The sequence below is a fragment of the Pseudomonas sp. GM18 genome, from assembly GCF_000282195.1.
GTDB lineage: Bacteria > Pseudomonadota > Gammaproteobacteria > Pseudomonadales > Pseudomonadaceae > Aquipseudomonas.
On record NZ_AKJT01000025.1, the window covers coordinates 17,523 to 42,060 of the forward strand.

The window sequence follows — 24,538 nt, forward strand, 5'->3', positions numbered from 1 at the left end:
ATTACTCCTGCAGTTCTTCAAAAGAGAGGCCGCCTTCTGCTCGGCCATCAGGGCCTTCAGTTCGTGGAGACGGAATGACGGAATCAGGAAATGGAGCATCCGGATAGGTGCCAGATGCATCGAACACGTTGACCAGGTCATCGGTGATCTCGACCATTTCCAGCGGCACGATCGGCGACACATTCGCCGCCTCGACCACCGGATCGAACGGAGGCACAGGTGTTGGTTCTTCAAGTGGGTAGAAGTCCTCAGGGCCTTGGTAAAACTCCATGCCAACGTCCATGACCAGCTCACCAAGGTGCTGCTCACCCTCGCCATCCTCATCCATGCTGGAGCGGATAAAGGGGAACTGTTGCAGGCGACTCATCAGGGGCGGAAAGTTGATCAGCGCCATTTCAATCTCACGCTGCATAGCCTCCAGCGCCAATATCATTGCGCCGGCCGCGGCGTTCCTCGGAAGCGCCTTGAGCTGAATCCTCGCGGTAATCCGGATTGTGGCCGTCACGGTGAATTGAGGTCCGCCATTTCGCCCCAGAGACTCCTTGTGCTCTTCCGGGGAGTGCAGCCAGATAATCGGATAGCTACCATTCCACGTTGGCCAAGTCCTGGCCGCAAAGACGTTGTTGCCGGCGGCGGTATTGGCTTTGAGGGCTTCAGCCGCTATTTGCCGTAACTGGGAGGTGATGGTCATCACATTTCACTCAACATGAGTTTGGCCCAGCCATGGCTGTCAGGCCGAACATCCATCACCAAAAAACGCTTGTCCACGCTGGGGATGTACACCTGATCATCCTGCGCAGGTGGCACCTCAAAAATAGACAGGCGAACTCCTAGGACCGGTTGAGCCGAGGTGGCACCAACAAGTGGATCGGCAAGGTCGACATCGCGATAAGCCGCATCAAAAACCCCATCGATGGGATAGCGAGCACCAACTGCCGGATAGAACATCGGCCGTTTATCAGGCTCCTTACCCTCACCGAAAACAGCCTCAAGAGGTTCAAGAACCGCCTTATCCCAGTCGATAGCCATGCTTATGCCAACTTGGCAGACATAAGGACTTCAGGGCGCGTGCAGATATGCAGCGGGTAACTGTACGCCTCAGCCTTCCACCACATTTTCCGTGCAGTATCGAAAATTGGCAGAATATAGATCGGCTTGCCGGGGGTGTTGACCCATTCGAAGGTTTCACCAGGAGCATATGCAACCTTAAAGATACCTGGTGCTCCCTTGGGGAAAAACTTCACTTCGTCCGGCTGAACGGCGATGGTGGTCGCGTCGTCGGAACCGCGGTAGTTGAACCAGTTGATGCCACCGAAGCGCATCGCCTGGAAGGCGGTACCCTGGCGCAGCTCTTCAGCAGCCGCCCAGTTATAGTAGGTTTTGATCACATCGGGATGGTTGGTCAACTGATCCCAGAACTCGTCGCCCGCCAAGCCATAGACCTGCGTCGAAGGCAGGAACGCACCTTGAGACTTACGGGCCATGGTCCGAACGATGTCGTTGCACAATGGGCGAATCGAATTCGGCTTGGTTGCTGAGCCATCAACATTCAGACTCAAGTCGAAAATGATGTCGTCGGGCTTATCAATGCCGAACTCTTCAAACCAGTCGAACTTGATCGAGCCATCTGCATCCAGGCATTGACCTTGAATGGCAGCCAGTCGCTGGAATTCCCAGGTGAACTCGATGTTGCTGGTGAGACCGGTCGGACCATTAATACGCCGAGCCACCTCAGTCTCGATCTGCATCAGTTCGGATTCACTGCCGAACGCCCGAATATTCTGGATTTCAGAGGCATAAATGGTGTCTGAATGCATCAGTCGCGGTACGTCGAAGTAGCGCGCGTTACGCTTTTCGGTGACGCGTTGGGTGCCTTCTTCCCCCCTCTCGCTGAATGGAATCAAAATCAGCTTGCCCTGGCGCTGCTCAATAGCAAGGGCCGTGGTACGGATCGGATCGGGCTCGAATAGTTGTAGATCACCGATACCGGTTGGCTGGAAGGGGTATTTTTCAACAGCAGTGGTCAGCGCGATCTCAGAAAAGATGTCCTGGTGAAACACGTCTAACGAGGCCATGGGTTCGGCTCCTAGAAATGAAAAAACCCGCCTGAGCGGGTCTATATCTGATGAGTGAGGCGCCGATTAGCGCGAGATGACACCCTGCGCCTTGAGAGCGGCAGTTGCTGTGTTTTGCTGCGTCGCGCTCAGCGAGGCATCCCAAATCAATTCTGCAGCGTTGACCTCAGCCTGGCGAACCACCGCTGCGGCCATGACGCCAGCATTGGCAGTGTCGGTCACGCTGTACAGCAGGCCGTAGGAGGTAACGCCGCTCGAACTGCTCTTCAGCGGAGCCCAGCCACCACCAGTATCGGTGACAGCGATGGTGAAACCATCACCCTCAATGAAGGCAGTAGCACCGGCGGCAAGTAGGAATCCAATACCTTGGGCGTTGAACACAGTACCGACGGTGCCAGGGCCGACCACAACACCGTCATCATCAATTTCTACGGTACCTCCCAGCGCTGGCACGAGCTCACCGTTCGGGTTGGTCACGGTGAACTCGGTGCTCGAAATCAACTTGATGGTGTAGGTACCCGCCAGCGCAGGGTAGGTGGCCACTGCACCAGTCAGCGTGCCGTTCCCGGTGTTGCCGCTGGTTGCGGCCCCCGTCGCGGTGAAGGTTGCCGTGCTGAACGCAATGACGGTACCGGCCATCAAACGGCCGAAGCCCTGAGTCATCTCGACGCGGTCAATTGACTGGTGTCCGTTTCCGATGGAAACGATGAAGCCGCCAGCGTGCCGCTGCTCAACCAGCGGCGTCTGTGGGGTGTAAGACATGGTGTTTCTCCTCGAGGGCTATAAAGCGGCTTCAGTTAGCGGCGGACCTTGGACATCGCACGGTCCCAGCGACTAGCGATGGCCACCTGTCGACTTGGGGATTGATCGCCGCCTCCACCCAGATTGGGGTTTCGCGCAGCTCGGCCTGCTGCTGCCGGACTATCCGCTGGCGTATCGCGCAGAACGTTAAGCGCCTGCTGCCGAGTCATGCTCGTGCCAAAGGCAAGATTTGCGGCCAACACCGGATTCCGAGCCGCATATCGCGAGCCGAAAATGGCGGCACAGCGAGCACGCTCACGCCGGCGTGCATTAGCAGCCGCGCTTCTTCCATGCATCTCGTCCTCATCATCTTCAGCATCGGGGTCATCGTCGTCATCCGATGCCGATTTACCTTTGGCTCGACGGGACTTTTTATCATCATTTCCGTCTTGGTCATCGTCGTCCTCGGCATGCTCATCGTCGTCATCCTCGTGACGATCATCATCGGCATCCTCTCCGGATTTGGCTCGCTTTGCCTTGCGAGACCTTTTCCCATCGCGGTTATCGCGATCTAGATCATCGTCCTCGTCATGCTCGTCATCTTCAGCACGAGCTTCTTTGCGACCATCATCTTCGTCGTCTTCTGCGCGGGCTTTTTTGCCTCGCATCGAGCCGATACCAGCCAAATGGGCGAACGAAAGCGCGCTCGCCATGCGGGAAAGCTTGGACATGTGAACCTCGATTTATAAAGTGAAAGGAAAGCTTCAGCCCAACTCGGCGAGCAGGGAGCGGAAGGCTTCATCTGGCGCCATCACGGCATCAGCAAAGCCAATCTCAACGCCGGCGGCGCCAAGAAAGGTGGTGGCCTGAGTATTTCGTACGGCTTTAACGGACATCCCGCGATTGCGGGCAACAGTCTTGACGAACAACTCACCCATCGCATCAACATCGGATTGATAGCGAGATAGAGCCTCATCAGAAAGCGGCTGTGAATCAGCGCCATCAGCCTTGCGATCACCGTAATGAATCAGTGTCACATTTACGCCAGCGGCACCAAGCGCCTTGGACATATCGACATGCATGCAAATCACACCGACGCTGCCAGTGCCTCCTGTGCGCGGCACCACGATACGATCGCAAGCACTGGCGATTGCATAGGCAGCGGAATAGGCTGACTCAGTGAGAATCGACCAAATCGGCTTACTGCCACGGGCTCGATAGATCGAATCGGCCAAATCGAAACAACCAGCGACTTCACCTCCCGGGCTGTCGATATCCAGCACGACAGCCCGAACATCCTTGTCAGCCAACGCCATGCTCAAGCAAGCCCGAAGGCCGTCATATCCAGTCATGCCGCTATAGGGCTTGAGCGTGCCGAGTTTCTGCACCAGAGTCCCGGTGACCGGAATGACGGCTACGCCCGCAACCACTTCATAGGCCTTAGTCGGGGCCGGCTCGCCGATATCCCCATCCCAATCATCCAGCGCGACCACCCGGCCATTAGCATGAAACAATCGGGCCAGACCAAAGCGATCAGCCAAGGCGGCCATCACAATTTCAGCTTTTTTCGGCGTGATCGCGAGAGGCACATTGAATAGCTTCTGCGCGAGGTGTGGGTAGTTGGTCATTGAGCATTCGGCTCCTGTTCAGGGATTGCGGCATCCGTCGCGTTAGCGCCGAACCAGTTCGGAGGTGGCAAACCTGCTTCTTTGAACGCATCCGCTTCCGCCTTGCGTTGCTGGATGACCTCTTCATAGTCGAGGCCCTGTTCTGCGCATTCACGCTTGAGCGTAGATAGGCCGCCGTCCATACCAAGGATTGCGCCCTGCTTCTCTTTCACCGGATCGACCCAGCCCCTGGCAACGCCCAACCAGTCGCAACGCGAATACGCAGTGCGCGCCTCCATGAAGTCTGGTGCCCCGTTGGGCAGCGGCAAATCGTTGCGGTCCATGGCCTCATGAAGCCAGCAGGAAAACATAGGCGTCGCGGTACCAATCTTGAACTCGGTGTTTCGCCGGGTAAGGGTCTTCCAGCTCTCAAGCAACGCAGCTCGAGCGCTGGAGTAGTTCGTCTTAGACCAATCCTGGGAAATCTGCTCAGCGGATATCCCGGCGGCGGCAGCGAACGTGCGCAACATTTCGTGCGCAAAATCACCAAACCCGTTATGGGGATGTGCAGCCCCAACCGAGGTGATCGCCTCACCTGGTGCAAGCGTTGGAATACGAGCGCCATTCAACATGGCTGGGCGTTGCTCGGCCCAGTCTGCACGCAACCCTTGATAGGCAGAAAGCTGATCAGTTTCCTCAAGCGCCTCCTGCACCTGGTCCGGATCATAAGGGCTGGTGACGTAGGTACCGAAGGTGGCGGCGATTGTCGCGGCCTGGAGCTCCACGCCGTAGTACCGTGCCAGCATCTTGAAACGAGCCAGCACCGGAGTGAACACGCCAATGCCGCGATTCTGGCCAGCCCTGTCGCGCTCGAAGTCATGGATGACTCGAAGCCAACCGTCATTATCTTCGCGCTCGACACGCTCCCACTCCATGCTCTCCACGGAGTTGTACCAGTCATTCTGATGAGCCTTGCGGATGTGGTAGGCAACGGGCACGCCGTCATCGTCGATTTCGACACCGCCCCGCATGTGCTTGCTGTCGACCATCTGATACGGATTCGACAAGCGATCAGGGTCCACCAACATAAAGGCCGTTGCATAAGTCGCCCGACCATAACCAACGCGCTCTGGCTTCCAATGGGCAATCACCAGCGAGTCACCATCGACAAGCTTGTGCCGTAACGCCAGGCGCAGCTGTTGAGATATGGTCAGTTGCCTGGATACGTCGCTGTAACGCCCAATATCCTCTGCATAGCCGCGCCACATTGCCTCAACTGTTCGGCGATACTCCTCGGCCCATGATGCATCGAACCGACGATTTCCGGTCATGGCAGCTAGAGCCCGGTAATCTGGATTTGCCGACAGACGCAGCGAAGCGCCAACAGTGTTATCAAGGATCCGAGTGATACCGCCGGCAGCCCAACCATCGTTGCGCACCAGGTCTCGGCTTCGTGCCACCATCCGATCGCGAAACTGATTGATCTCAGCGTCAGGCGAGCGGATCCAGGGCAACCAGTCACCCATTTCTTGAGTTGACCAGTTTGAAGCCTCGTAAGGGAAGACGGATTGCCCCCCCATACCTTCGGTGAGGCGCGTGGCATTGCCTGTTGCCTTTAGCGGCATCGGAGTCATGGGACGGCCGCGGGAGTCCAAGATTACAGTTTCAGTCGTCATCAGAACACCGGCCGAATAGCACGGCGCCGGCGCATGCCCAAGGCATACAGCAGCGCATTGATGTGAGCCTGCAAGGCACCGATATCCGCACGGGTGTAGGTCACCGACTTGGAACCATCACCTTGCGTGTAACTGAATGCCTCCCCTTTTGCCCCAGTACTCAGATCGTGGAGAGCTTGCTGTGACTCAGTTAGCCACTGCTGCAGGGTGGCCTTTGGCACGCCACTGAAATTGTTGAGGCGTGGTGTAAACACAGCATTCTCCTATGCCATCCTCGAGATCGAAGAGGCGCGTTTCGTTGGTTTGGCTTGGCTCTTGCTCGGTATCATTGCCTGGGAAGGCTCCGGAGCGGACACGCTGGGTAATACCGTCTGAACGCGCGGAACCGACAGGCCAATGTGCGCGTTGACGTCTTCAGCACGCTTGTTCAGCTTTAGCCCCAAATGCATCAGGCCGCAGAGAGCTGCATAGGCGTACACCCGGCAGTCAAGTGCTTCATTGGCACGCCCGGGCGGTAACTCCCAGACCCGAAAGACCTGTCCACCCGAAGTTTTGCGTACCGATCGCTCAGCAGTTAGCTGTGCGAAGTAGTTGATGTCGCGATCGATGGGGTAATGCATGTAACCAGGACCATGCTCTACCAAATGCAACCTGGAGCGAATGGAGTCCTTGGCAGCATTCACACCAAGAATGATTGGCCGGAACGACGACTTGTTTCGCTTGCTCGGCGTCTTGGTAGGCCAAATTGGTGAACGCTTACCGCCTACAGCCGACTCACCCTTAATGGCCCAGACGCGGCGCCCAAGACGAGCTTTTGCAAAGTTGTAAACCTTCTGGGTGTGATGGCCGCCGGAGTCATGACAAACCGCCATGACTTCGAAACCACGGCCGTCGGCCCGGTACCAGATCCGTTGCAAATACGCGTCAAGACGGTCCCAAGGATCAGGGGTCTCCATATCCCCCTCGATGACCTCGAAATCGATTGACCAACTTTCTTCATTCATCCCCCAGCCCACCACTTCACACTCGAAGCGGTCGTTTTGGGTGTCGACGCCCACGGTGATTACGGCAACACCATCAGGAACCTCAGCAGCCCAGACCTCACAGCGCGCCGCAAGGCGCTCTTCCTGCAAAGCCCGGTCCCCGCGATCCTCATAGGTTTCACCCAACACCAGGTTGACGAACGTCTGCCGCATCAGCGGGTCATCTTTAACCTCCAGCCATTCAGCGACCAAGTTCCGCCAGGACGCATTCACGAACAAGCTATAGGCGGCCCAGATGTGGAATCCGGCGTGTCCCGTGAAGGGTTTGGTCGCACGCCATTCTCCGCGCTCGACCATCTCCTCTTTATCCAGCTCATGGATGACGCAGCCGGTGGCCTTGCAGACATAGAACACGCTGTCGGGGATCCCGATACCGTTTTCATCTTTGTCCCACTTCATCCCATATGGGGTGTCGGGGCCGCCCCATTCGAGCACCTGGTATTCACCACAGTGAGGGCACGGAACGTAGTATTTGCGCTGGTCGCTGTTGGCGTAGCTTTTCTCGATGCGGCTTTCGCCCTTTACCGTAGGTGTACTTCCCAAGATGATCTTGCGATTCCAGAACGACTCTGTCCGCTTGATCCCCAGTTTGATCTGGTCGCCTTCCTTGCCGGCCCCCATCACTGGGTAACCATCAACCTCGTCGAACTGGACGATGCGCGCCGTGATCCGGCGGAACCCACCCGGGCTGTTGGCGCCGACAAACGACATCGATGCGCCATTTCGAAAGATCCGCTTTTGGATCTTCTGTTTGGAATCCTTCTTCTTCAGGTCGCCGACGATCTCAGCCAACACCGGCGTGTCGCGGAGCATCGGCTCAATTTCAGTAACGCTGTAATCCTCGGCATCTTCGACTCGAGGTTGAACCACGAGGATCGGCGACGGATCCTGGTGGATGTAGTAGCCGGCAACGTGGTCAAGGATCTTCGTGTAACCAACCCGCGCTGACTTCTGAACCGTGACCATCTCAACCGTAGGATCGGTGATCGCATCCATGATCCCGTTCTGATACGGAAAGGCATGGAAACGGCCGGTCTGGGCGCTTGTTTCACGCGAAAGGACCGCATATTCCTTGGCCCATTTGCTCAATGTCAGCTTGGGTGGCGGCTGGATGTTTCTCCTGCGAGCGGCCAGAAGTTCTACCTTGAGCGCTTCGTACCCCTCTTTGTATCGGCGCCCCTCATGCGTTGATCCCACCTCCATCACGGGTCAACTCCTCAAGCGCTTCAACAATAATGCCATGCAGAGCGTCCTGCACCTCCTGCACAGTTTTCAGACGATGGATCCGCGGAGCGTGTTCCGAAGGGATGGCCAGCAAGCGGCTGCGAACCTTGGCATATTCATCACCAACTGCTTTGACTACATCTTCAACGGCGACCACCTGGCGGGATTCTCGGTCGTATTCCAGTTGTTCGCGCAGGGCCAGGTAGTTCTCTTTTACCCGCTTCGCCTCGTCGATCGTCATGTTTGCGCCAGTGGCGATCAAAATGCGCGCAGTGGCCTGCTCGACGGTCTCCCCTGCGTTGACTGTTACCCGTTTTGAAGTGGAGGTAACGGAAGTTTTTTTCTGCCCACCCTTGTTACCCTGTCCCGCCTGGGTAACAACTTCCAGGCCGTCACGTCGATATTTTGCAATCAGCGCATTCGACGCCCCGACGTCGAGTTCATTTCCTGCAAACACAAGCCAGCCGCGCTCTTTCCACTTGGTCACGGTCTTGCGACTGACACCGTGGAGTGTCGCAAACTCGCTCTGATTCATAGGGGCGCCTTGTTACCTGTTACCCAAATTGGAAATTTTCACAGCTAGAGACGCAGCGCGGCGCGCAATGCCCTCGATGTCAGAAGGGCGCAGAGGGACCCAAGCATGGGGGGGTACCCCTCTGCCCGACTGCTCGACGCACCATCTCGGCGCACGGAGGGTGCCTCAGCGGGCCGTCGCCAGCGCGTGACCGATGGCCTCAGCGAACACGGCATTGAATCGTCGATTCACGATGGCCTGGGCCCGGCTGCGATAGTTCAGGCGCTTGGTCACGGCCAATGCATCACCGAAACGGATCAACAGCTTGAGATGCGCAGGCAATTTCTTCTTCGCGGGTATCCGCTGCCACACACCATTGACCATACCTGCCTTGGTCTTCACCGGACCAATGAACACATCAGGCCGGGCCTTCAGCCGCTCAAGCACCTTTCGAGGCAGCTGCCCATATTTGTCGAGCTTGATGTTCTTCGGGTTGAGCAGCGCGCGACCTGACAGAACGTGCGAGCCACCTTCCTCGTAGGGCGCCAAGTACTTGGCCGCGATAGGTTTGACATAGACGATCGCCTGAAGCGTGTCCTTCCTTGCGCCCTTCACACCTACCGAGTTTCGAGTAAACGGTCGAGGCTGCTTGAATGTCGATGCGATGTTGTCGATCTCATCATCCGCAACCTCGGTGCCAATAGCGGTCAGCGCACGAGCTGTCGCGTAACCGATCTGTTTATACGCAAGAGCAGAAAGCTTCTTGGTCAGTTCCTTCACGTCGTATCGGACGGATATCGCAATCGGGCCGGACATGCGCGTATCACCCCTCTACGAACAAATGCCCTCGACGGGCCCAGGCATACACCACAACGCCTGCGTGAAGCATCACGCCGAAGGGGTTGACCCAGTGTCCCTGCAATGCCGTAACGAAAGCCCCGAACGCACCGATAGCCACCAGGTAGAAAGAGATGCTCAGAAGCGGCTGATCAATCGGGCGAACGCGACGCAGATAATCAGCGGCGGCAATCACCACCAGCACACAAAGGAAAGCATCTGTTGCACTCAGGAGAGTATTCATCCGCTAGCTCCAGGGACGCCAAACCTTCCTGCCAAAGCCTTAAGGCCCGGGATGATGTTCATGGCCAACAGGCCAATCAGGAAGGCAACGCCGTTTTGGGTATCACCATCAACCGGAAGGCTGAAGTAGTGAACTGCCAATGGGGTGGTGAAGATCGCTGATGCAAAACCGGTGAAGACTGCCCATGCGGCTTCCCTTCGGGTCAATCCGCGCAGAAAGGTCAACGATAAGATTGCGCCGGCGAATCCAGCGATGGCGACACCGTACTTGGCCATCAGCAGTCCGGCGGCAGTGCTCGTCGGTTCAGCCATTGGATTCTCCGGGAATAAAAAGGCCTGCGAGGCCACGGGGAAATCCCCAAAACGAAAAAGCCCCGGCGATTGCCGAGGCCTGAATAGGTGTGCGGTCTTTCCCGCTGTCCGCCGAAGGGCTTCACGACGCTAGCACCCAAATGCACCAGTCTCGCCGCTCGCTCACGCGCCACCCAGCAAGCACTGTTAGGGTCTGAATGCGCGGGCTGCCGGTGTTTTGTCGTAGCACTGCACGACCGGCTGATCAGTGTCCAGGCCTTTCCGAAGGCTGCCTTGGCTACAGTGGATCGAAATGGTTGCGAGGGCTGGATTTGAACCAGCGACCTCCGGGGTATGAGCCCGGCGAGCTACCAACTGCTCTACCACGCAAAAACGAAAAACCCGGCTCAAGGGCCGGGCTGTGGAAGGGGTGTGCGCTGGAGGCAAGTTGCGCACTATGGGAAAATTAACTGTAAACCCCCACCATGTCAACAGATTACGCTACAGATTCTTCTTTCTCCGCGTGAATCAACTGCCACACAGGTGATTGCGCTTCAATATCCACTTCTTTAATCACCGCTTTCAGAGATTCCCACAGGTCCAGCCAGTCACGATTCCAATGCTTTGGTTCAATCGATACTCCGAAGAAGGAGTTCATTTCTGCAGCCACCCGGGCCGGACCCCATTCAGAGGCACCGGCGACCTCAGATTTGTATGACTGCAATGCCAACGTCACCAGGTACTGAGCTTTCACGCGCTTGGCCGAAGTCAGATCGGGAAGCTGCGCCCTGGCGGTGATCAGCAGCACGGCATTCATTACGTGCTGCATGGTCAAGCACGGGTGGTAAAGGAAGTGACCGAACTGCTGCACCTGAAAAGGCAACGTGCCGATAGCGCGCTGAATCTTGCCCATCATTGCCAGGTGTGCGGCGCGGGCCGTGGATCGACCGATCGGTGTACGGCGAGTTTCGCTGATGCTGATCTTCTGGCGGGCGACCTTGATACGCTCCTCCTTGTCCTCGCCCATGGCGGCAAAGACCACCTCGTGCTGGCGAGCCCTGGCCCTTCTAGCAATTGTGGCCGACTTGGCCGAGTCGATGGCTACGGCGGATATTGAAGCGTTCGACTCATGCTGCGAGTCGGTCCAGGCTTGACGCGCTCCGATCAGTTTCATAGCGACTCTCCCCAGCAAAAATAAAGAACAGCGATCAGTCGCAGGTGTAGTTCGTGCCGCCGGCACCGCGGCGGTTGTTCCGTTCATATTGTCCGTGGGGACCGCCGTGGGCCCTCCTTGCCCTGGCCAATTCGTCGGTCGCATTGCGCAGCTTCATGCTCAGTTGCGGCACCAGCTCTTCCAACGGCACCGCGTCGCCAGTAGCCCGGCAAACCCAGCCGGATGCATTGCAAGCCAGGCAGTCGAGGCGGTGGAAAACGCCCTCTGTGCTGCCCGCACCGCGACAGATGCTGCACTCCATTAAGGGCTTGAGTTCGCGGCGGAAGGCGGGGCCATGCTGCTTTTTCATCACTTTTAAACCTCGCCTATGGTTGATTCTTGAATGGCCTCGCAGGCCTTGTTTTCCGTGGCTTCCGGGGCATTACCGGAATCTCCTAATCTATTGCCGGTCAACCCGTGAATCAGGGCAAAACCACGCTGGTCTAGATGGGCGTGCCACTTCTCCAGGGCATCGCGTTTGCGCCCCATCACGTCCGACTGGATGTACACCTTCACGTTGTGACCCATGGCGTGGTTGATCAGCAGCTCACCGATCAGGTGGTCGATGCCGATGTCTGCCCAGCCGGTACGAGCCACCTTGCGCAGGTCGTGACTGGTCCACTCGCCCTGCCCCAACCGGGTGAACACGGCACTGGCCTGGCCTTCGCTGAGCGGCTTGCCATTACGCGCCGGGAACACGTACTGGCCGTCATAGCCATTGGCGTACTGCCACTCGCGGTAACGGATCAGGATCGCGCACATCTGCTCGGTCAGTGGCAAGTGATGCTCGACGCCAGTCTTGGTGTGATCACCCGGGATGAACCACTCGCGCTCGGCCAAGCTGATGTGCGGCCACTGAGTCAACCGGCTCTCACCGATGCGCGTGCCGTGGCAGAGCATCAGCAGGGCCAGCATCGCGTCACGCGGGGCAGAGACGAACACATCGGCCAGTTGCTCTAGCAGTTCCGGCAGTTGCACGCCGCGCAGCCGGGACGGCTTGATCCCGACCTTGGCCTTGGAGAAGTCGCTGAACTTGATGCCGGCCATGGGGTTGGAGGCGATCAGTTCCAGCTTGAAGGCTTGGCGGAAGGCCAGGGCCAGCAACTGGAACACCAGGCGCACGTAGTCGATGGACAGCGTCTCCTGCAGCGGCCACATCAACAGGCTGTCGAGGGTGGCCTTGTCGACGCTGGTCAGCGGTAGTTCACCCAGGCGCGGGATCAGGTGGCACTTGATGGCCGAGGCGCCGGTCTTCTTGCGCTTGCTCGACAGGTTGCGATCACGGGCCATACGTTCGGCGAACCAGTCCAGCAGTTCGCCTGTGGTGACCCACTTCGACAGGTTCGAGCCGGCGCCGGCTTCCAGGCGCAGGCGAATCGCCGGCAGCGCCGAGATCACCTGTTTAGTGTTGAGGTCCGGAAAGTGGCCGATGCGGTTCCACTCCCCCTTCACCACCAGGTACCACGATGCGCGATCGCGGGCTTGGGTGAAGCGCAGGTACAGACCACGGTTCTCGATGTCGCGCAGATTCCGGACGCCGACAGCGGCTTGGCGCTTGATCTCGGCATCAGTGATCTTGACCGCGGCGGTAGTCATGACTTGGCCTCGGTGCAAAAATCGAAGCCCCAGCATCCACTGCCCCATGTCCAGAAAGACCAAGGCTTGGCGAATGAGATCCACCGACCGACGACATCACGAAACCCCGTGCGGCTGCCGCAATGACCGCAAACACGTCTATGCGCGAAAGCGTTTTCAAACTCGGCGTCAAATGGGCAGCTGTGGACCGTCCCACAATCCACACAAATGACTACGTTCCTATACGGACCTGCGGAGGCTTTCAGCGCGTCCATTTCCTGTAGCAGACGGTCGAACTTTTCGGTTGTGAGCTGCGAGGCATCCATGCCTGGACGAAAACCGATGCGTTTAAGCGCTTCAGCCTGGATCTTCGAATTGTCTTTCAGGATCATTGGATCACCACGACAGTAGGAGCGAGGCGGAGGTAATCGCGGATGGCCTCCATGGCATCAAAATGCCCACGGCAGATGATCGCCAGATAACCTTGCTCATTGAGTTTACGAATGCGCTCGTGCTGCGCTGGCGATACGACCGCGTCATGCGGTGGCGTGGCCTTGAATTCGATGTACAGGCCGAAGTAACCGCCGCGGGCCATAGTCAGCACCAAGTCGGGAATGCCGGCTACCACACCTTGTTGTTTCAACTTCGCCGCAACAGCCTTGTGGCGATGACCGCCATTCGCGACGTGATACATCAGGTCGGCCACCTTCGGCATCCGGAAGCGCAGTTCGGAGATGAGGGCAGCCTGCTCCAGGCCTTCACGGTCGACAGTCTTGGCCCGAACGCGTGCTGACTTGACCAGCGCAGGGATGGCGGCCGTCATACCTTCTCCCCAGTGGCGATGTCGATCACTTCGAAGGTGTCCGGCCACAGGAGGCGGCCAAACTGATAGGCGACGGCACGATGCTCGAACAGCCCCACCGCGCGATCGGGCTTATCAGTGAGATCCAACTTGTAGCCGCAGCAATGCACGGCGAAGCGGTATTCGGCGGGATTGGTCGGGACAAGTCGGGAATCAGCCACGGGCACCTCCGAGGGTGGCGCGCAGCTGTGCAAGAGCGCCTTTGCCAATCTCAGGGGTCACCTTCGCTTCGGCTCTGGCCGGCAACGCCTTAGGCATCGCCTGGAGCGGCAAACCAGCCAGCAACCGACGAATGGTGATGGTGTAATTGCGTTCGAACAGTTTCAGACTGAGGATAGTGTCGAGCTTGTTCAGACTTTCGAACCCACACTCCTTGGCCGTATGCCAAACCGCGTCATGCGACCACTTGCCCTGCCCAGCCATGCCTGGGTGAGCGTTGCGGCAGGCCTCCCGGTGCGCAGCGGCGAGTGGCGGTAAACCCAGCATTTCCGGGGTTGGTTTGCACCACTCGATGAACTGGCCCGGGCTTGGGATGAAGTCGCCGGGTTGCTTGCGCACCTGAGCCATACCGAAATCAATCTGGCCCTGCGTGCACACCCCTTCTTCGAGGAACGCCTGCAACCATTGGCGCTTCGAAGCCTGATAGGTCTCCTTATCCGGCCACGCCTGGCGCCACGCCGAACGTATCGAACGGAGTTCCTTGAACAGACCGTTGATGGCCGCCACCATCGTGTTGCGGGCTTCGTCGGCCTGGGTTTGGCGAGGGTTATCACCGGCAGCGAGAAACTCACCGACCTGGGCATCAGCCCAGAGCCCCTGAGCAATCACGGAAACGTTTTTCATCAGGATTGCCCCCCGGTCAGCCATTCAACAGAATCATCGTCATAGTCTTGACCGGGCGGTCCCTTCTGACGGAATGGGGTGACGTTCGACGCAGCCGCCCGCACCTTGTCGTTGTTGACCCACTTGACCAGCATGCTCACCCACTCGGCCTGGGTATTGGTTTGGCCCTTGGGTTCGTAGTGACCGGTGAATGCCTTGATCACGGCTTCGGTGAACAGGTCGAGACTGAGCCCCCGGTGGAGCGCATAGGTTTCCAACAGGGTCTGGTCAGGCACCCAATCGAGGGTCATTTCGCTGGGCATGCGAGGATCGACAGGCTCATGCGCAGAGAGAGGTTCTTTATTCTTCTCTAAATCTTCTTTAGGTAACGCACCGCTAACGTTCGCAGCGTTACTTTTACCATTGACGGCCTTGTGGTTTGCCACTCGCTTTGCCGTGAGAAGCCTGTTTTTAGCGGTCTTGCCGTTGTGACGGTCGAAATGCGGCAGACTGATCACACCATCAGACTCAATCATCCAGGCCACCGATTTCATGTGATCACAAAAACCGCTAACACCAACGAGACGATCCAGTAACTTTTTACTAACGCTCGGAGCGTTACCTGTTTCAGTTTGCTGATCGAACCAGCCCCACACACGCATCAACTTTCCAACGACCGCATCAGGGTCGATGTCGGCCAGGTCCGCGATCTGGCAGACCTCGGGCTTGTCCAGGGTGGTGAGTTCGAATTTTATCCAGTCGCCGGCCATTACGCGGCCTCCTGCAGAAGTTCAGCAAGGCGGATAAGGCCTTTTGGGGTGACCATGGGATCGAAGGCAGCGCGCTCGATGCCGGTTTCAGGATCTGGCTTGAGTGCTGTGACCTTGTGCGTCATATGGCCGGAGGTGATGCGCGGCTGATAGGCGACCCAGCGCTTACAGCCGTGTCGGCGGAAGATCCACCGGTGCTGCTCCAGCCAAGCGAACAGCCGTGCCGGTTGCATGCCAAGCTGCTTGGCGGCGTCGGTGATACAGATGGCGCCGCCGGCTGCGGCAAGCCGGTTGATGGCGGCCACCTTCGGCGCCTGCTTCGAGATGACGCGCTGCAACTCCCCGTTCTGGTCTGCCAGGTCGGCAGCCAAACGAAGAGCTTCAGGCAAAGTCTGCGGAATCGTGACAACCTGTCGTGACACGTTTTCTAGCTCACTCAAACGTGTCACGACACGATGGCGAAGCGGGATGCTGTAGCCGGTCAGCAGGGTTTCAGTCAGGATGCGATCAAGGTGAAATTCGGCGGTGTACCCCCGCCCATCCTTGACCTCCTGGAGATGGCGCAAATCTGCGCCATCGTCTGCCAGTGCCTTGCACATCACACGGATGTCACGAATGACGTCCTTGTGCTGCTTGCCGGTAAGTTCGGCAATCTCCCGACTCGACATGGTGACCGTATTGCTTGGAGCGACGATCGTGTTCATAATGGCCCCTCAACTGTTGTACGTTTTAAAGAAGCCGGTCTAGCCACCGGCTTTTTTGTGCCTGTCATTTGAGTACTGGATGAATCAACAGCCATTCCAGTGCACTACCCCAACTCCCCGCTAAATCCGATACTTGTTTCATCAGCTCGACCAGGGACGAACCCATGACCTTCTTTTCTTTTTGGCCCCTTATTAGGTGCCAACCCCGCTTGGCCCAATCGCTGCTGCGCTGGCCCCTAATAAGGGGCCGGACCGTTACCTCACGGGGAAAATCGAAACCACGTTTTCTGCCTGCGCCACTTGTGCGCAGTGAGCCGAGAGACGGTTCCGCAAGGTGGCTTTATCTGCTGCGAGGCGAGCAGCACTGCGCCGCTCGACCGCTCGCTCTGTCATCTGCAGGATTCGATCAGCCAACTGATCCATGCCGATACCGACCTCGTCAGCCCAGCGCTCAAGCTCGTCCTTCTCGTCCTGCGTGTACTGCCCTGCTTCGGGTATTGCAGACATTGGTGCCTCCTCCATGGCCTGCTCAGGCGCTAAGTTTTCTGTCGTTAACCTGGGAAATCGCGTCCTGCTCTCGCCTGGCTTTCAAGGCCGCTCGGATGAGGTCGCGAACTAGCGCACCAGGCTGAATTTTCAGCTCGCGGGCCAGTTCGCCCAGCGCTGGGAAGCCGTCCAGTTCGTCCGACTCACCGTCATCTACCAATGGGAAGTACCCGTAATCCTCCTTGAACCGCAAAGCCGCCAAGGTGAGTTCACGAACCAAGGCGCCCGGCTGAATCTCACGCGCTAACGCTTCCACCTCAAGAGCGGCGTAAGCGGCGTCATTGAGGCGCGACTTCAGCTGATGGGTGTTGCGATGCGTCTTGTTTTTGTAGGCCATTGGTTCACTTCCGGGGTCGGTGTGACAGGGCTGGGTTAGGCGGCTGATTTCTTTGGGGTGGTCTGCGCCGGGAAGGACTTGAGCTCGTGCGCTTCAAAAGTCCCGTCCTGATTGCAGGTGACGGAAATATTTCGCTCGGCTGCGATGGCCTTGCTGATTGCTGCAGGGCTGACCCCAAGAGCCTTGGCCGCAAAGGCCTGCCCTTTCATAGCAACCAGCTCTGTAAGTGGGATCTGCTTCATTCTGGAAATCTCGAATGGCTGTTTTCGAGATCAATATTAACCGCCGGTTAGCCTTCTAGCAATACCGCCGGTTGCCGCAAATAAATTAACCAACGGTTAAATTTCACGGATGAGTAAAAAGAAAGAACTATCCCCAGAGTTAAAAGCTGAGTGCGATGCCGCAAAGGCGCTTTTCGTATCGAAAAAGAACGCCCTCGGTCTCACTCAAGCAAGCCTTGCAGAAGCTGCTGATATCTCTACTGCCGCTGTCGCGATGTACCTGAACGGCACCAATCCGCTGAATGTGAAGTTTGCAGCCGTGTTGTCGCGCCTACTTGACGTACCTATTGAGAGATTCAGCAAGAGGCTGGCGACTGAAATCAGCGGGCTTACAAGCGCTGCGGAGCAAATGAGCGCTTCATCAGAGAGCGCGTCTGCTGCAGACATGGTTCGTCAAATGCTTGCGAGGCAGGGGAAGGGGCTTTCAGCTGAAGCTCGAAGCCGCCTTCTCGCTGCCGCCGAGGAGCCAAGCAACGTCATAACCGCAGACTTCTCCCGCCCCGGTCAGGTTGGAGACGAGGTGTGGATCGCTCACTACGACATCCGAGCTGCAATGGGTGGCGGGCAGATCGCTGCCGATTACCCAGAGATGTTTCAGGACGTCCGGGTAAGCCCAAAGCATCTGCGCGAGCTGGGCGTAGACTTTGAAGAGCACTTCCATTTGAAGATGGTCACCGGCTGGGGCCAGTCGATGGAACCGACGATTAAACACCGCGATCCGCTGATCGTCGACGTGCACATTCGCGAGTTCGTCGGTGACGGAATCTATCTATTTTCGTGGGACGACCATATCTATATCAAGCGTCTGCAGGTTGCCGATGAAGATCACTTTGAGATGATCTCCGACAACACTCGGCACAAAGATCGGATGATTCGCCGAGATATGACCTTTATTCAGGCGCGCGTACTGCTGGTGTGGAATGCTCACCTGGTGTGAAAGGGTCCGCCATTCTCTACATCTCAGGCAAAAACGACAGTGCTATATCTATCCGCTATGACATAGAGACCGCCAAGGGAAAGGTCTATGTGAAGCCAGTGGAGCCAGACGCAGCACAATTATCCGTTATGCGGTTCGGAATGAATGATTTCGGATAAATCGACACTAATGCCCGTAGCCCGCTACTGAGCGGGCTTTTTGGGGTCTTCAGAAAGGAGCCAGCTCTTCCTCTATTAGTGTCTCTTCCGCCCCTAATGGGTGGTCCTCTTCGGCGCTCGCCTCCCACTTAAGCGTCACCGACTCGTCATCGTTGAAGATCATGTCGATGCCGTCTGTTTCGGATAACAAGCCCATCACTTCCTCCCACTCCCGATCACCGTCCGTGTCCAGGCGGTGGATCGTCACCCAGCGCTGAACCTGCGCCACAGGGTGATTAATCATCGACGAGACGCGCAGGCCAAGCCTCTCAATTCCGCTGATTTCCTGCCGCTCTACTGGTTTTGCTTGCTTCTTCGCCTTTGCCATTCTCGCCTCCAAACACTGTATATGCATCCAGTTTTAGCCGAAGCATACGCCATCGTCACAAAAAATAAATTAACCGGCGGTGTTGACTATAGATAAACCGCCGGTTAACTTTAGCTCCATCGCAACCGGCACCCAATCAGGGGCCAGCTGCGAAAGGTCGAGAGGCCTGCCGCTCTTTAACAGTCAGCGCAACAAACAACAGACCGCATTGCCTCTACCGGCGACCGGCGAGTAGACAGGCCCGAAAGCCTGCCAACGACAGGAACAACCTGGACGGCTGCTCGATGGTGAAACGCCAAAACCGTGTGAATGACCCGGCAAGCAATGCGCCCCGCCCCTCCGGCGGCAATAGGACGGAAAGTTTCACTGATGCACCTGGTTGTCCGGGTGCATTGGGAAATCAACCGAGAGGTACACAACATGGAATCAACCATTAAAAGCGGCACATGGATCGGCCATCTCGGCCGAGGCCTAGCACGCCGTGAGCTTCAGTTTCTGCTTTCAGTAGCCCAGGGACTGACAGCTAAACAGATCGCACGGTCCTTCGATGTAGAGCCGGGAACGGTGGTCAAGCGGATTTCCAATGCGATGTTCAAGTTGGGCGTCCACCGCCAAACCGCGCTGGTAGCCGAAGCGATGCGCCGGGAAATAATCGTTGGACTGGCTGAATTCCCGAGTCCTCAAGGCCCAACTGGGGAATCTACTGATGGTGTTTTTATCGCGTAAACGACGGCAAAGCATCACTGCTACACCTTGGCGACAGGGTGTATTGGGATGACAACCCGACAAGGACCCACCATGAACACAGCACAGAACATCCAGCCACCAGTACTTGGCGAAGTTTGGCCAGGCCAAGGGGGAATCTACGCAGGCTTAATGCCGGCTCGTGCCGGCGCTCCGAGCTACCACATGGTTATCCCAGCGGATGACATCGGTCGCTTCGAGTGGGGTCAATACGGCGATGAGGCGCCAGCCACCAGCCTGATTGATGGAAGGGCAAACACTGCCGCGCTGATCGAATCCGGTGGTGATTATCCAGCCGCAAAAGCAGCAGCAGCGTATACCGCGGACGGACATGCCGACTTTTACCTGCCAGCCGCTGCTGAGCTATACGAAATCTGGCTGAACCTCAACGGAAAAATTGAGGGTTGGGCTTGGTCGAGTTCGCAGCGCTCCGCCGACTTCGCATTCGGCATGCTCTTCGGTGTTGGCGGTCAGGGCAGCTTCGGCAAGGGCGGCGAGCTCCGCGTCCGCCCCGTCCGCAGATTCCCTATTTAATCCTTCATTTATTGCTCTTTGTGGGTGAATCGCGGGGCTTCTCAGGTACGAGAGGCCAGGCCTGATACGTGCCGGGCAGTGCCGGCCACCTGCAGCGTAACCAACCATCAGGGTGTGCCTGACAGTTCAACTCAGCACGGAGGATTGGCAGCCATGTAAACGACAGCTACCTACCCGGCCCTCATGGCTCAGTAGGCTTTTCACGTAAGGGGTAAAAGCCCGGTTCCGATCGGGCTTTTTTACGCCAGCCTTTATCCGTCAGCACTCTCCCCTGCGCCCAACGGCAACCAGCAGGCGGCCCGAGTGCTGACGGATACACGCAACCCACCCCGAGGAATCAGCCATGCAATCACTCATGCAGCAGCGCGTTGACGGGCTTCAGGCTCTGCGTCTTCGCGCAATTATCGCAACGTCCGAGTTCTACTCCCTGATCGGTAAGGAAGAGCCTGTGCAGAAGGTGCGCTTCCAGGTGAAGACTGTCGGTTCGAAGGCGTACCACATTGTCGACCTCGTCACCGGCAAGACCCGGGGCTTCCGCTTCGAATACGCATCAGCCGTCGACTACGCCAAGCAGCTCGAGGATAAGGCCAACCGCCTTCCCGGAGGTGCTCAGTGATCGGCACACCAATGCCCAACCCGCGAGATTCGATCATTGCGAACCTGAACCAGCAATTGGATCAGTACTTCGGCTCTGGCCGGTCAGTACAGGAGATCGCCCCTGGCGTCAGCGGTGAGAGGGAGGCCATGTTCGGCAGTTCCCATAGAAACAAGCTGCGGGCAGAGCGCGACAAACTCGCGCCGCGACTAAAGCAACTGGCCGACGCCGGCAAAACAGTCATCGAGGCGGCGAAAGAGATGGGTATGGAATCGAAGCGCGCAAGGGCGATCGCCCGGGAAAACAACATCAAGTTTCCGGGGCCGCCGTGAGACGCATCAGCAACCAGGTGCGCCAGCGCCGACGACAAACATGGCTGGACATTCCGGCCCACGGAATTGAAGAGGCAGGCCATGGCCAAGAGCAACGCGGACATCCAGAAGGACAAACGTGCCAAGGAGCGTGCTCTGCTGGAGCGGATCGGTGCCGAGAAACGCACCCTGATTGTTTCGAAGGCGTTGGCTGATGCCCTTCAGGTATTGGGCGAGCGCCACGACTTCGAGGAATGGCAGGAAATTGCATCGACGTTCCTGATCAACCTCGCCGCAGCCCCGTCCGAAGAATCCGCCCGCTTCGCCATCATGTCGCGACCTGAAATCATCGTGAAGGAAAAGTGGTTGCGACAGCTTGAAGAGTTCGCCAAGACCGGCGTCGAAGCATAATCAACGAGGTTCACATGAAAGCCAACACGATCTCAATCGAGACTGACGACTTCAAAATCAAGGGCACCGCTGAACGCATGACTCAGCTTCTGATGGCGGGACTACTCGCCCAGGCATTGCCACCGGCGGCCAACGTACAGCCGATTGCGCCCTACTCCATCCCAGCCATCGGCGATTACTGGCCGGGCCAAGGCGGTATCAATGGCGGCTTTGTCCCGGCGCGCGGTGATATCCCGGAGCACTACCTGATCTTCGCCGACAGAGACATTGGTGAACACAAGTGGGGCCGCTACGGCGAGGAATCTGTTGCTACCAGCAAGTGGGACGGCAAGGCCAATACCGATGCGCTGATCGCCGCTGGTGGTCATCCAGCCGCCGAAGCTGCCCGAGCATATATCGCAGACGGTCACGCCGACTTCGATCTGCCAGCGGCTGCTCAACTGCATCAGGCCTGGGTATATGACCTGATCGCCAAGGGCGCGTACTGGTCGTCAACGCAGCGCTCCGCCTACGGCGCAGTCCTCATGTACTTCGGTGATGGCCTTCAGTACGGCAGCGGCAAGAACAGCGAGCTCCGCGTCCGCCCCGTCCGCAGATTCTTTATTTAATCCTTCATTCATCCGTTCTTGATCCGGCACCGGGCGCAGCAGCGCCTTTTTTGTTGCCTTCGAAAAGAGGAAATACCATGTCCGCAGCACAGCAAGCAGTAGCCATCCCGGAAATTGGCCAGCCATTCGGCGGTGGTTTCTTCTCCGGTATCACCCGCGACCCTGACACCGGCAAGCGCTACCTGAACATCACCGCCGGCGCGGCTCACGAACTGGTAGGCGCTTGGGGCGAGTACGGGATGAAGATCGAAGGCGCCGACAGCTTCACCAATGGTCGCGCCAACACCGAGGCCATGGCCGCCGCTGGTAGTGAACTGGCTCAGCAGGCCCTGGCACTGCGTATTGGTGGCCACGATGATTGGGCGATCCCGGCGCGCGATCAGCAAGAGCTGCAGTATCGTCACTTAAAGCCGACTACCGAAACGAACTGGCAATACGGACGCAGCGGCGACAACCCGAACAGCGAGCCTGTCGGCTTGCTGCACACCGAAGAGTCACCGGCTCAGACCACGTTGGCCGCCTTCCAGGCTGGCGGCGCAGAAGCCTTCAAGCCAACCTGGTACTGGTCGTCAACGCAGCGCTCCGCCGACCTCGCATTCACCATGAGCTTCGCTGATGGCTATCAGTACGGCGGCGACAAGTACTACGAGCTCCGCGTCCGCCCCGTCCGCAGCCAATTGATTGATTAATTTGCTTATTTAATCCGGTCGCTTGCGGCCGGTTGCTCTTGGAGAGCGAGCCAATGGCGATGCACACGGACTTGCAGATCTACAAGGTGTCACTGGGCCTGCTCCAGATGGCGACGAACCTCACCCGCAACATTCCCCGTGATCTTAAGCAGTCGCTCGGGAAGCGCGTCATCGATGAGTGCATCGACGTGCTGATGTTGATTGCCCGGGCTAACTCGACCCGGGACAAGCACCCACACCTGACCCTGCTGGTAGAGAAGGTCCAGGTGATTGAGTTCCTGATGAGGATTTTCAAAGACAGTCGCTTCATCAGTGTTCCGCAGCATGCCAATGCAATAGAGGTCACCACCTCGATTGGCAAGCAGGCCAACGCCTGGAAACGCTCCACCCCAACCGCGCCCGCCATCTGAGAGTTACGGCTTTCAGGTCTGTGCGAATTGAATCTGGTCGTGCCGCTGACCTCTTGGTCACCGCCATGCGCATCAGAGATACCGACGGTCTAAAGCGTCCGTACAGGTCTCGCGCAGTTTCCTTGCTGATCGGCACCGCCTTCGGCTTGGCGACGTAGATAGCACGATAGGTCGCAGCGCTCCGCCAACAACGCATTCAACATGAACTTCGATGATGGCAATCAGAACAACAACGACAAGAACAACGAGCTCCGCGTCCGCCCCGTCCGCAGATTCGAATGTTGGTCCATACCCGTTCAGCGAGCTTGTCCAAGCCTATTACGACTGCCGCCGCACGAAGCGCAACAGCGCCAGTGCATTGGCTTTCGAAATGGATCTGGAACGCAACCTGATCGGTCTACACGACGACCTGATCGCCGGCACCTACCGGCCAGGCCGCTCGATATGCTTCGTGGTCACCAGGCCGAAAGCCCGCGAGGTTTGGGCTGCAGCCTTCCGGGATCGCGTCGTCCACCACCTGCTGTACAACCGTGTGGCACCGCGCTTCTACGCCAGCTTCATAGCGGACAGCTGCGCATGCATTCCTGGGCGCGGCACGTTGTACGCCGCGAAACGCCTTGAATCGAAGATCCGGAGCGCCAGCCAGAACTGGTCGAAGCCGATCTTTTATCTCAAGTGCGACTTGGCCAACTTCTTCGTCGCGATCGACAAAGAGGTTCTGCGCAAGCAGCTGGCCGCCAAGATCACCGAACCCTGGTGGCTGGCACTCGCCAAACAGATCCTGATGCACGACCCTCGCGAAGACTACGAGGTGCGCAGCCCAGCCCATCTGTTCAACCGGGTACCGCAGCACAAGCGCCTCACCGCGCAACCGGCCCGGCTTGGGCTGCCTATTGGCAACCTGTCGTCGCAGTTCTTCGCGAACGTATACCTCGATGCGCTGGATCAGTTCGCCAAGCACCGACTGGGCGCCAAGCATTACGTCCGCTACGTCGATGACTTCGTGTTCCTGCATGAGTCACCGCAACAGCTCAATGCCTGGCTGGCAGAGGTAGAAGCGTTCCTGCCCAGCCTCGGCGCCAAGTTGAACCCCAGCAAGACCATCCTCCAGCCAGTAGATCGAGGTGTCGACTTCGTTGGCCACGTCATCAAGCCGTGGCGGAGATCGACCCGCAAGCGATCACTGGCACAGGCACTGAAGCGAACAGCTGCGGCGCCCGCCGAGGATCTGCGCGAAATCGCCAACAGTTACTTCGGCCTGCTCAGTCAGGCCAGCCACAGCGGGAAAGATCGGGAGAAGCTGGCCAACGTCGTCCTGAAACGTGGCCATGCTGTCAACAGCGCGCTGACCAAAACCTATCCAAAGAAATAGCCCAACCCGCTGTCGCATCCGGTAACCGGAGGGCGGCGCCT

Annotated in this window: 35 protein-coding genes, 1 tRNA gene and 1 pseudogene; 10 read left to right on the plus strand and 27 right to left on the minus strand. The window is 57.8% G+C overall.

Going from position 1 to position 24,538, the window contains the following annotated elements; translation table 11 throughout:
- Nucleotide 1 precedes the first annotated feature (1 nt).
- From PMI21_RS22660 to PMI21_RS22550, 26 genes are all read right to left on the minus strand, one after another.
- The gene (locus PMI21_RS22660; protein ID WP_007935062.1) at nt 2-691 is read right to left on the minus strand and encodes a hypothetical protein; all 690 of its coding nucleotides are present in this window, start codon (nt 689-691) and stop codon (nt 2-4) included.
- Nucleotides 691-1,029, minus strand: coding sequence for a head-tail joining protein (locus PMI21_RS0127905; RefSeq protein WP_033063827.1), 339 nt, complete (start codon nt 1,027-1,029; stop codon nt 691-693). Before PMI21_RS0127905 ends, PMI21_RS22660 begins: the two co-directional genes overlap by 1 nt.
- 2 nt (nt 1,030-1,031) lie before the next feature.
- Nucleotides 1,032-2,075 carry a major capsid protein gene (locus PMI21_RS22655; protein WP_007935064.1) on the minus strand — a complete coding sequence of 348 codons (1,044 nt, stop codon included), beginning with the start codon at nt 2,073-2,075 and terminating at the stop codon, nt 1,032-1,034.
- Nucleotides 2,076-2,141: 66 nt separating this feature from the next.
- On the minus strand, nt 2,142-2,837 hold the full coding sequence (locus PMI21_RS22650; protein ID WP_007935066.1) for a head decoration protein: 696 nt from the start codon (nt 2,835-2,837) through the stop codon (nt 2,142-2,144).
- Between the two features lie 35 nt (nt 2,838-2,872).
- Complete coding sequence (locus tag PMI21_RS0127910) at nt 2,873-3,547, minus strand: hypothetical protein (RefSeq protein ID WP_007935069.1); 675 nt, start codon at nt 3,545-3,547, stop codon at nt 2,873-2,875.
- Nucleotides 3,548-3,580: 33 nt separating this feature from the next.
- Entirely contained in the window at nt 3,581-4,444 is an 864-nt protein-coding gene (locus PMI21_RS22645) for a S49 family peptidase (RefSeq protein WP_007935077.1), read from the minus strand.
- The gene (locus PMI21_RS22640; protein WP_007935078.1) at nt 4,441-6,099 is read right to left on the minus strand and encodes a phage portal protein; all 1,659 of its coding nucleotides are present in this window, start codon (nt 6,097-6,099) and stop codon (nt 4,441-4,443) included. The genes PMI21_RS22645 and PMI21_RS22640 overlap by 4 nt, the downstream gene beginning before the upstream one ends.
- On the minus strand, nt 6,099-6,353 hold the full coding sequence (gpW, locus tag PMI21_RS22635; RefSeq protein ID WP_007935079.1) for a gpW family head-tail joining protein: 255 nt from the start codon (nt 6,351-6,353) through the stop codon (nt 6,099-6,101). Before gpW ends, PMI21_RS22640 begins: the two co-directional genes overlap by 1 nt.
- A 9-nt stretch (nt 6,354-6,362) precedes the next feature.
- The gene (locus tag PMI21_RS22630) at nt 6,363-8,345 is read right to left on the minus strand and encodes a phage terminase large subunit family protein (RefSeq protein WP_007935080.1); all 1,983 of its coding nucleotides are present in this window, start codon (nt 8,343-8,345) and stop codon (nt 6,363-6,365) included.
- Nucleotides 8,323-8,901, minus strand: a complete 579-nt coding sequence (locus tag PMI21_RS22625) for a hypothetical protein (RefSeq protein ID WP_007935081.1) — start codon at nt 8,899-8,901, stop codon at nt 8,323-8,325. The genes PMI21_RS22630 and PMI21_RS22625 overlap by 23 nt, the downstream gene beginning before the upstream one ends.
- A 165-nt stretch (nt 8,902-9,066) precedes the next feature.
- Entirely contained in the window at nt 9,067-9,696 is a 630-nt protein-coding gene (locus tag PMI21_RS22620; RefSeq protein ID WP_007935083.1) for a hypothetical protein, read from the minus strand.
- A 7-nt stretch (nt 9,697-9,703) separates the two neighbouring features.
- Nucleotides 9,704-9,961, minus strand: coding sequence for a hypothetical protein (locus tag PMI21_RS22615; protein WP_007935086.1), 258 nt, complete (start codon nt 9,959-9,961; stop codon nt 9,704-9,706).
- Nucleotides 9,958-10,272: a hypothetical protein gene (locus PMI21_RS22610; RefSeq protein ID WP_007935088.1), complete on the minus strand. Its 315-nt coding sequence runs from the start codon at nt 10,270-10,272 to the stop codon at nt 9,958-9,960. The genes PMI21_RS22615 and PMI21_RS22610 overlap by 4 nt, the downstream gene beginning before the upstream one ends.
- 293 nt (nt 10,273-10,565) lie before the next feature.
- Nucleotides 10,566-10,641, minus strand: a tRNA-Met gene (locus tag PMI21_RS22605).
- 106 nt (nt 10,642-10,747) lie between these two features.
- Nucleotides 10,748-11,425, minus strand: a complete 678-nt coding sequence (locus tag PMI21_RS22600; protein ID WP_007935089.1) for a hypothetical protein — start codon at nt 11,423-11,425, stop codon at nt 10,748-10,750.
- A gap of 34 nt (nt 11,426-11,459) precedes the next feature.
- Nucleotides 11,460-11,774: a hypothetical protein gene (locus PMI21_RS22595; protein ID WP_007935091.1), complete on the minus strand. Its 315-nt coding sequence runs from the start codon at nt 11,772-11,774 to the stop codon at nt 11,460-11,462.
- 5 nt (nt 11,775-11,779) lie between these two features.
- Nucleotides 11,780-13,060: a tyrosine-type recombinase/integrase gene (locus PMI21_RS22590; RefSeq protein ID WP_007935092.1), complete on the minus strand. Its 1,281-nt coding sequence runs from the start codon at nt 13,058-13,060 to the stop codon at nt 11,780-11,782.
- Nucleotides 13,057-13,431 carry a hypothetical protein gene (locus PMI21_RS22585; RefSeq protein WP_007935094.1) on the minus strand — a complete coding sequence of 125 codons (375 nt, stop codon included), beginning with the start codon at nt 13,429-13,431 and terminating at the stop codon, nt 13,057-13,059. Before PMI21_RS22585 ends, PMI21_RS22590 begins: the two co-directional genes overlap by 4 nt.
- Complete coding sequence (locus tag PMI21_RS22580; RefSeq protein WP_007935096.1) at nt 13,428-13,862, minus strand: VRR-NUC domain-containing protein; 435 nt, start codon at nt 13,860-13,862, stop codon at nt 13,428-13,430. Before PMI21_RS22580 ends, PMI21_RS22585 begins: the two co-directional genes overlap by 4 nt.
- On the minus strand, nt 13,859-14,062 hold the full coding sequence (locus PMI21_RS22575; RefSeq protein ID WP_007935099.1) for a hypothetical protein: 204 nt from the start codon (nt 14,060-14,062) through the stop codon (nt 13,859-13,861). The genes PMI21_RS22580 and PMI21_RS22575 overlap by 4 nt, the downstream gene beginning before the upstream one ends.
- Nucleotides 14,055-14,744: a replication protein P gene (locus PMI21_RS22570; protein WP_007935100.1), complete on the minus strand. Its 690-nt coding sequence runs from the start codon at nt 14,742-14,744 to the stop codon at nt 14,055-14,057. Before PMI21_RS22570 ends, PMI21_RS22575 begins: the two co-directional genes overlap by 8 nt.
- On the minus strand, nt 14,744-15,493 hold the full coding sequence (locus PMI21_RS28430; protein ID WP_007935102.1) for a DnaT-like ssDNA-binding domain-containing protein: 750 nt from the start codon (nt 15,491-15,493) through the stop codon (nt 14,744-14,746). The genes PMI21_RS22570 and PMI21_RS28430 overlap by 1 nt, the downstream gene beginning before the upstream one ends.
- Nucleotides 15,493-16,197 (minus strand): phage antirepressor KilAC domain-containing protein, encoded by a 705-nt coding sequence (locus PMI21_RS22565; protein WP_007935104.1) that lies wholly within the window; start codon nt 16,195-16,197, stop codon nt 15,493-15,495. Before PMI21_RS22565 ends, PMI21_RS28430 begins: the two co-directional genes overlap by 1 nt.
- A gap of 255 nt (nt 16,198-16,452) precedes the next feature.
- Entirely contained in the window at nt 16,453-16,704 is a 252-nt protein-coding gene (locus tag PMI21_RS22560) for a hypothetical protein (RefSeq protein WP_007935106.1), read from the minus strand.
- A gap of 22 nt (nt 16,705-16,726) precedes the next feature.
- Nucleotides 16,727-17,080: a hypothetical protein gene (locus tag PMI21_RS22555; protein ID WP_007935108.1), complete on the minus strand. Its 354-nt coding sequence runs from the start codon at nt 17,078-17,080 to the stop codon at nt 16,727-16,729.
- A 35-nt stretch (nt 17,081-17,115) separates the two neighbouring features.
- Nucleotides 17,116-17,322 (minus strand): Cro/CI family transcriptional regulator, encoded by a 207-nt coding sequence (locus PMI21_RS22550; RefSeq protein ID WP_007935110.1) that lies wholly within the window; start codon nt 17,320-17,322, stop codon nt 17,116-17,118.
- A 109-nt stretch (nt 17,323-17,431) separates the two neighbouring features.
- On the opposite strand from PMI21_RS22550, the gene PMI21_RS0127920 reads away from it, so the two are divergent.
- Entirely contained in the window at nt 17,432-18,298 is an 867-nt protein-coding gene (locus tag PMI21_RS0127920; RefSeq protein WP_033063828.1) for a LexA family transcriptional regulator, read from the plus strand.
- 207 nt (nt 18,299-18,505) lie between these two features.
- Here PMI21_RS0127920 and PMI21_RS22545 read toward each other — a convergent pair whose 3' ends face one another.
- Nucleotides 18,506-18,823 (minus strand): DUF1654 domain-containing protein, encoded by a 318-nt coding sequence (locus PMI21_RS22545; RefSeq protein ID WP_007935120.1) that lies wholly within the window; start codon nt 18,821-18,823, stop codon nt 18,506-18,508.
- Between the two features lie 420 nt (nt 18,824-19,243).
- On the opposite strand from PMI21_RS22545, the pseudogene PMI21_RS0127925 reads away from it, so the two are divergent.
- The 9 genes and pseudogenes from PMI21_RS0127925 to PMI21_RS22505 all read left to right on the plus strand — a co-directional run.
- Nucleotides 19,244-19,477, plus strand: a pseudogene (locus PMI21_RS0127925) (response regulator transcription factor); the annotation flags it as partial.
- A gap of 144 nt (nt 19,478-19,621) precedes the next feature.
- Complete coding sequence (locus PMI21_RS22540; protein WP_007935123.1) at nt 19,622-20,101, plus strand: hypothetical protein; 480 nt, start codon at nt 19,622-19,624, stop codon at nt 20,099-20,101.
- Between the two features lie 343 nt (nt 20,102-20,444).
- On the plus strand, nt 20,445-20,717 hold the full coding sequence (locus PMI21_RS22535) for a hypothetical protein (RefSeq protein ID WP_007935125.1): 273 nt from the start codon (nt 20,445-20,447) through the stop codon (nt 20,715-20,717).
- On the plus strand, nt 20,714-21,028 hold the full coding sequence (locus PMI21_RS22530; RefSeq protein WP_007935127.1) for a hypothetical protein: 315 nt from the start codon (nt 20,714-20,716) through the stop codon (nt 21,026-21,028). Before PMI21_RS22535 ends, PMI21_RS22530 begins: the two co-directional genes overlap by 4 nt.
- A gap of 81 nt (nt 21,029-21,109) precedes the next feature.
- Entirely contained in the window at nt 21,110-21,418 is a 309-nt protein-coding gene (locus PMI21_RS22525) for a hypothetical protein (protein ID WP_007935130.1), read from the plus strand.
- Nucleotides 21,419-21,432: 14 nt separating this feature from the next.
- Nucleotides 21,433-22,026 carry a DUF1566 domain-containing protein gene (locus tag PMI21_RS22520; protein WP_007935132.1) on the plus strand — a complete coding sequence of 198 codons (594 nt, stop codon included), beginning with the start codon at nt 21,433-21,435 and terminating at the stop codon, nt 22,024-22,026.
- Nucleotides 22,027-22,103: 77 nt separating this feature from the next.
- Nucleotides 22,104-22,715 carry a DUF1566 domain-containing protein gene (locus PMI21_RS22515; protein ID WP_007935137.1) on the plus strand — a complete coding sequence of 204 codons (612 nt, stop codon included), beginning with the start codon at nt 22,104-22,106 and terminating at the stop codon, nt 22,713-22,715.
- 53 nt (nt 22,716-22,768) lie between these two features.
- Nucleotides 22,769-23,125 carry a four helix bundle protein gene (locus tag PMI21_RS22510; RefSeq protein WP_007935138.1) on the plus strand — a complete coding sequence of 119 codons (357 nt, stop codon included), beginning with the start codon at nt 22,769-22,771 and terminating at the stop codon, nt 23,123-23,125.
- A gap of 370 nt (nt 23,126-23,495) precedes the next feature.
- Nucleotides 23,496-24,497, plus strand: coding sequence for an RNA-directed DNA polymerase (locus PMI21_RS22505; protein ID WP_007935139.1), 1,002 nt, complete (start codon nt 23,496-23,498; stop codon nt 24,495-24,497).
- The last annotated feature ends 41 nt before the right edge of the window (nt 24,498-24,538 follow it).

Bases quoted from the DNA above. Each gene is read 5' to 3' on its own strand.
- PMI21_RS22660 (WP_007935062.1), bottom strand. From the start codon at position 691: ATGACCATCACCTCCCAGTTACGGCAAATAGCGGCTGAAGCCCTCAAA.
- PMI21_RS0127905 (WP_033063827.1), bottom strand. From the start codon at position 1,029: ATGGCTATCGACTGGGATAAGGCGGTTCTTGAACCTCTTGAGGCTGTT.
- PMI21_RS22655 (WP_007935064.1), bottom strand. From the start codon at position 2,075: ATGGCCTCGTTAGACGTGTTTCACCAGGACATCTTTTCTGAGATCGCG.
- PMI21_RS22650 (WP_007935066.1), bottom strand. From the start codon at position 2,837: ATGTCTTACACCCCACAGACGCCGCTGGTTGAGCAGCGGCACGCTGGC.
- PMI21_RS0127910 (WP_007935069.1), bottom strand. From the start codon at position 3,547: ATGTCCAAGCTTTCCCGCATGGCGAGCGCGCTTTCGTTCGCCCATTTG.
- PMI21_RS22645 (WP_007935077.1), bottom strand. From the start codon at position 4,444: ATGACCAACTACCCACACCTCGCGCAGAAGCTATTCAATGTGCCTCTC.
- PMI21_RS22640 (WP_007935078.1), bottom strand. From the start codon at position 6,099: ATGACGACTGAAACTGTAATCTTGGACTCCCGCGGCCGTCCCATGACT.
- PMI21_RS22630 (WP_007935080.1), bottom strand. From the start codon at position 8,345: ATGGAGGTGGGATCAACGCATGAGGGGCGCCGATACAAAGAGGGGTAC.
- PMI21_RS22625 (WP_007935081.1), bottom strand. From the start codon at position 8,901: ATGAATCAGAGCGAGTTTGCGACACTCCACGGTGTCAGTCGCAAGACC.
- PMI21_RS22620 (WP_007935083.1), bottom strand. From the start codon at position 9,696: ATGTCCGGCCCGATTGCGATATCCGTCCGATACGACGTGAAGGAACTG.
- PMI21_RS22615 (WP_007935086.1), bottom strand. From the start codon at position 9,961: ATGAATACTCTCCTGAGTGCAACAGATGCTTTCCTTTGTGTGCTGGTG.
- PMI21_RS22610 (WP_007935088.1), bottom strand. From the start codon at position 10,272: ATGGCTGAACCGACGAGCACTGCCGCCGGACTGCTGATGGCCAAGTAC.
- PMI21_RS22600 (WP_007935089.1), bottom strand. From the start codon at position 11,425: ATGAAACTGATCGGAGCGCGTCAAGCCTGGACCGACTCGCAGCATGAG.
- PMI21_RS22595 (WP_007935091.1), bottom strand. From the start codon at position 11,774: ATGAAAAAGCAGCATGGCCCCGCCTTCCGCCGCGAACTCAAGCCCTTA.
- PMI21_RS22590 (WP_007935092.1), bottom strand. From the start codon at position 13,060: ATGACTACCGCCGCGGTCAAGATCACTGATGCCGAGATCAAGCGCCAA.
- PMI21_RS22585 (WP_007935094.1), bottom strand. From the start codon at position 13,431: ATGATCCTGAAAGACAATTCGAAGATCCAGGCTGAAGCGCTTAAACGC.
- PMI21_RS22580 (WP_007935096.1), bottom strand. From the start codon at position 13,862: ATGACGGCCGCCATCCCTGCGCTGGTCAAGTCAGCACGCGTTCGGGCC.
- PMI21_RS22570 (WP_007935100.1), bottom strand. From the start codon at position 14,744: ATGAAAAACGTTTCCGTGATTGCTCAGGGGCTCTGGGCTGATGCCCAG.
- PMI21_RS28430 (WP_007935102.1), bottom strand. From the start codon at position 15,493: ATGGCCGGCGACTGGATAAAATTCGAACTCACCACCCTGGACAAGCCC.
- PMI21_RS22565 (WP_007935104.1), bottom strand. From the start codon at position 16,197: ATGAACACGATCGTCGCTCCAAGCAATACGGTCACCATGTCGAGTCGG.
- PMI21_RS22560 (WP_007935106.1), bottom strand. From the start codon at position 16,704: ATGTCTGCAATACCCGAAGCAGGGCAGTACACGCAGGACGAGAAGGAC.
- PMI21_RS22555 (WP_007935108.1), bottom strand. From the start codon at position 17,080: ATGGCCTACAAAAACAAGACGCATCGCAACACCCATCAGCTGAAGTCG.
- PMI21_RS22550 (WP_007935110.1), bottom strand. From the start codon at position 17,322: ATGAAGCAGATCCCACTTACAGAGCTGGTTGCTATGAAAGGGCAGGCC.
- PMI21_RS0127920 (WP_033063828.1), top strand. From the start codon at position 17,432: ATGAGTAAAAAGAAAGAACTATCCCCAGAGTTAAAAGCTGAGTGCGAT.
- PMI21_RS22545 (WP_007935120.1), bottom strand. From the start codon at position 18,823: ATGGCAAAGGCGAAGAAGCAAGCAAAACCAGTAGAGCGGCAGGAAATC.
- PMI21_RS22540 (WP_007935123.1), top strand. From the start codon at position 19,622: ATGAACACAGCACAGAACATCCAGCCACCAGTACTTGGCGAAGTTTGG.
- PMI21_RS22535 (WP_007935125.1), top strand. From the start codon at position 20,445: ATGCAATCACTCATGCAGCAGCGCGTTGACGGGCTTCAGGCTCTGCGT.
- PMI21_RS22525 (WP_007935130.1), top strand. From the start codon at position 21,110: ATGGCCAAGAGCAACGCGGACATCCAGAAGGACAAACGTGCCAAGGAG.
- PMI21_RS22520 (WP_007935132.1), top strand. From the start codon at position 21,433: ATGAAAGCCAACACGATCTCAATCGAGACTGACGACTTCAAAATCAAG.
- PMI21_RS22515 (WP_007935137.1), top strand. From the start codon at position 22,104: ATGTCCGCAGCACAGCAAGCAGTAGCCATCCCGGAAATTGGCCAGCCA.
- PMI21_RS22510 (WP_007935138.1), top strand. From the start codon at position 22,769: ATGGCGATGCACACGGACTTGCAGATCTACAAGGTGTCACTGGGCCTG.
- PMI21_RS22505 (WP_007935139.1), top strand. From the start codon at position 23,496: ATGGATCTGGAACGCAACCTGATCGGTCTACACGACGACCTGATCGCC.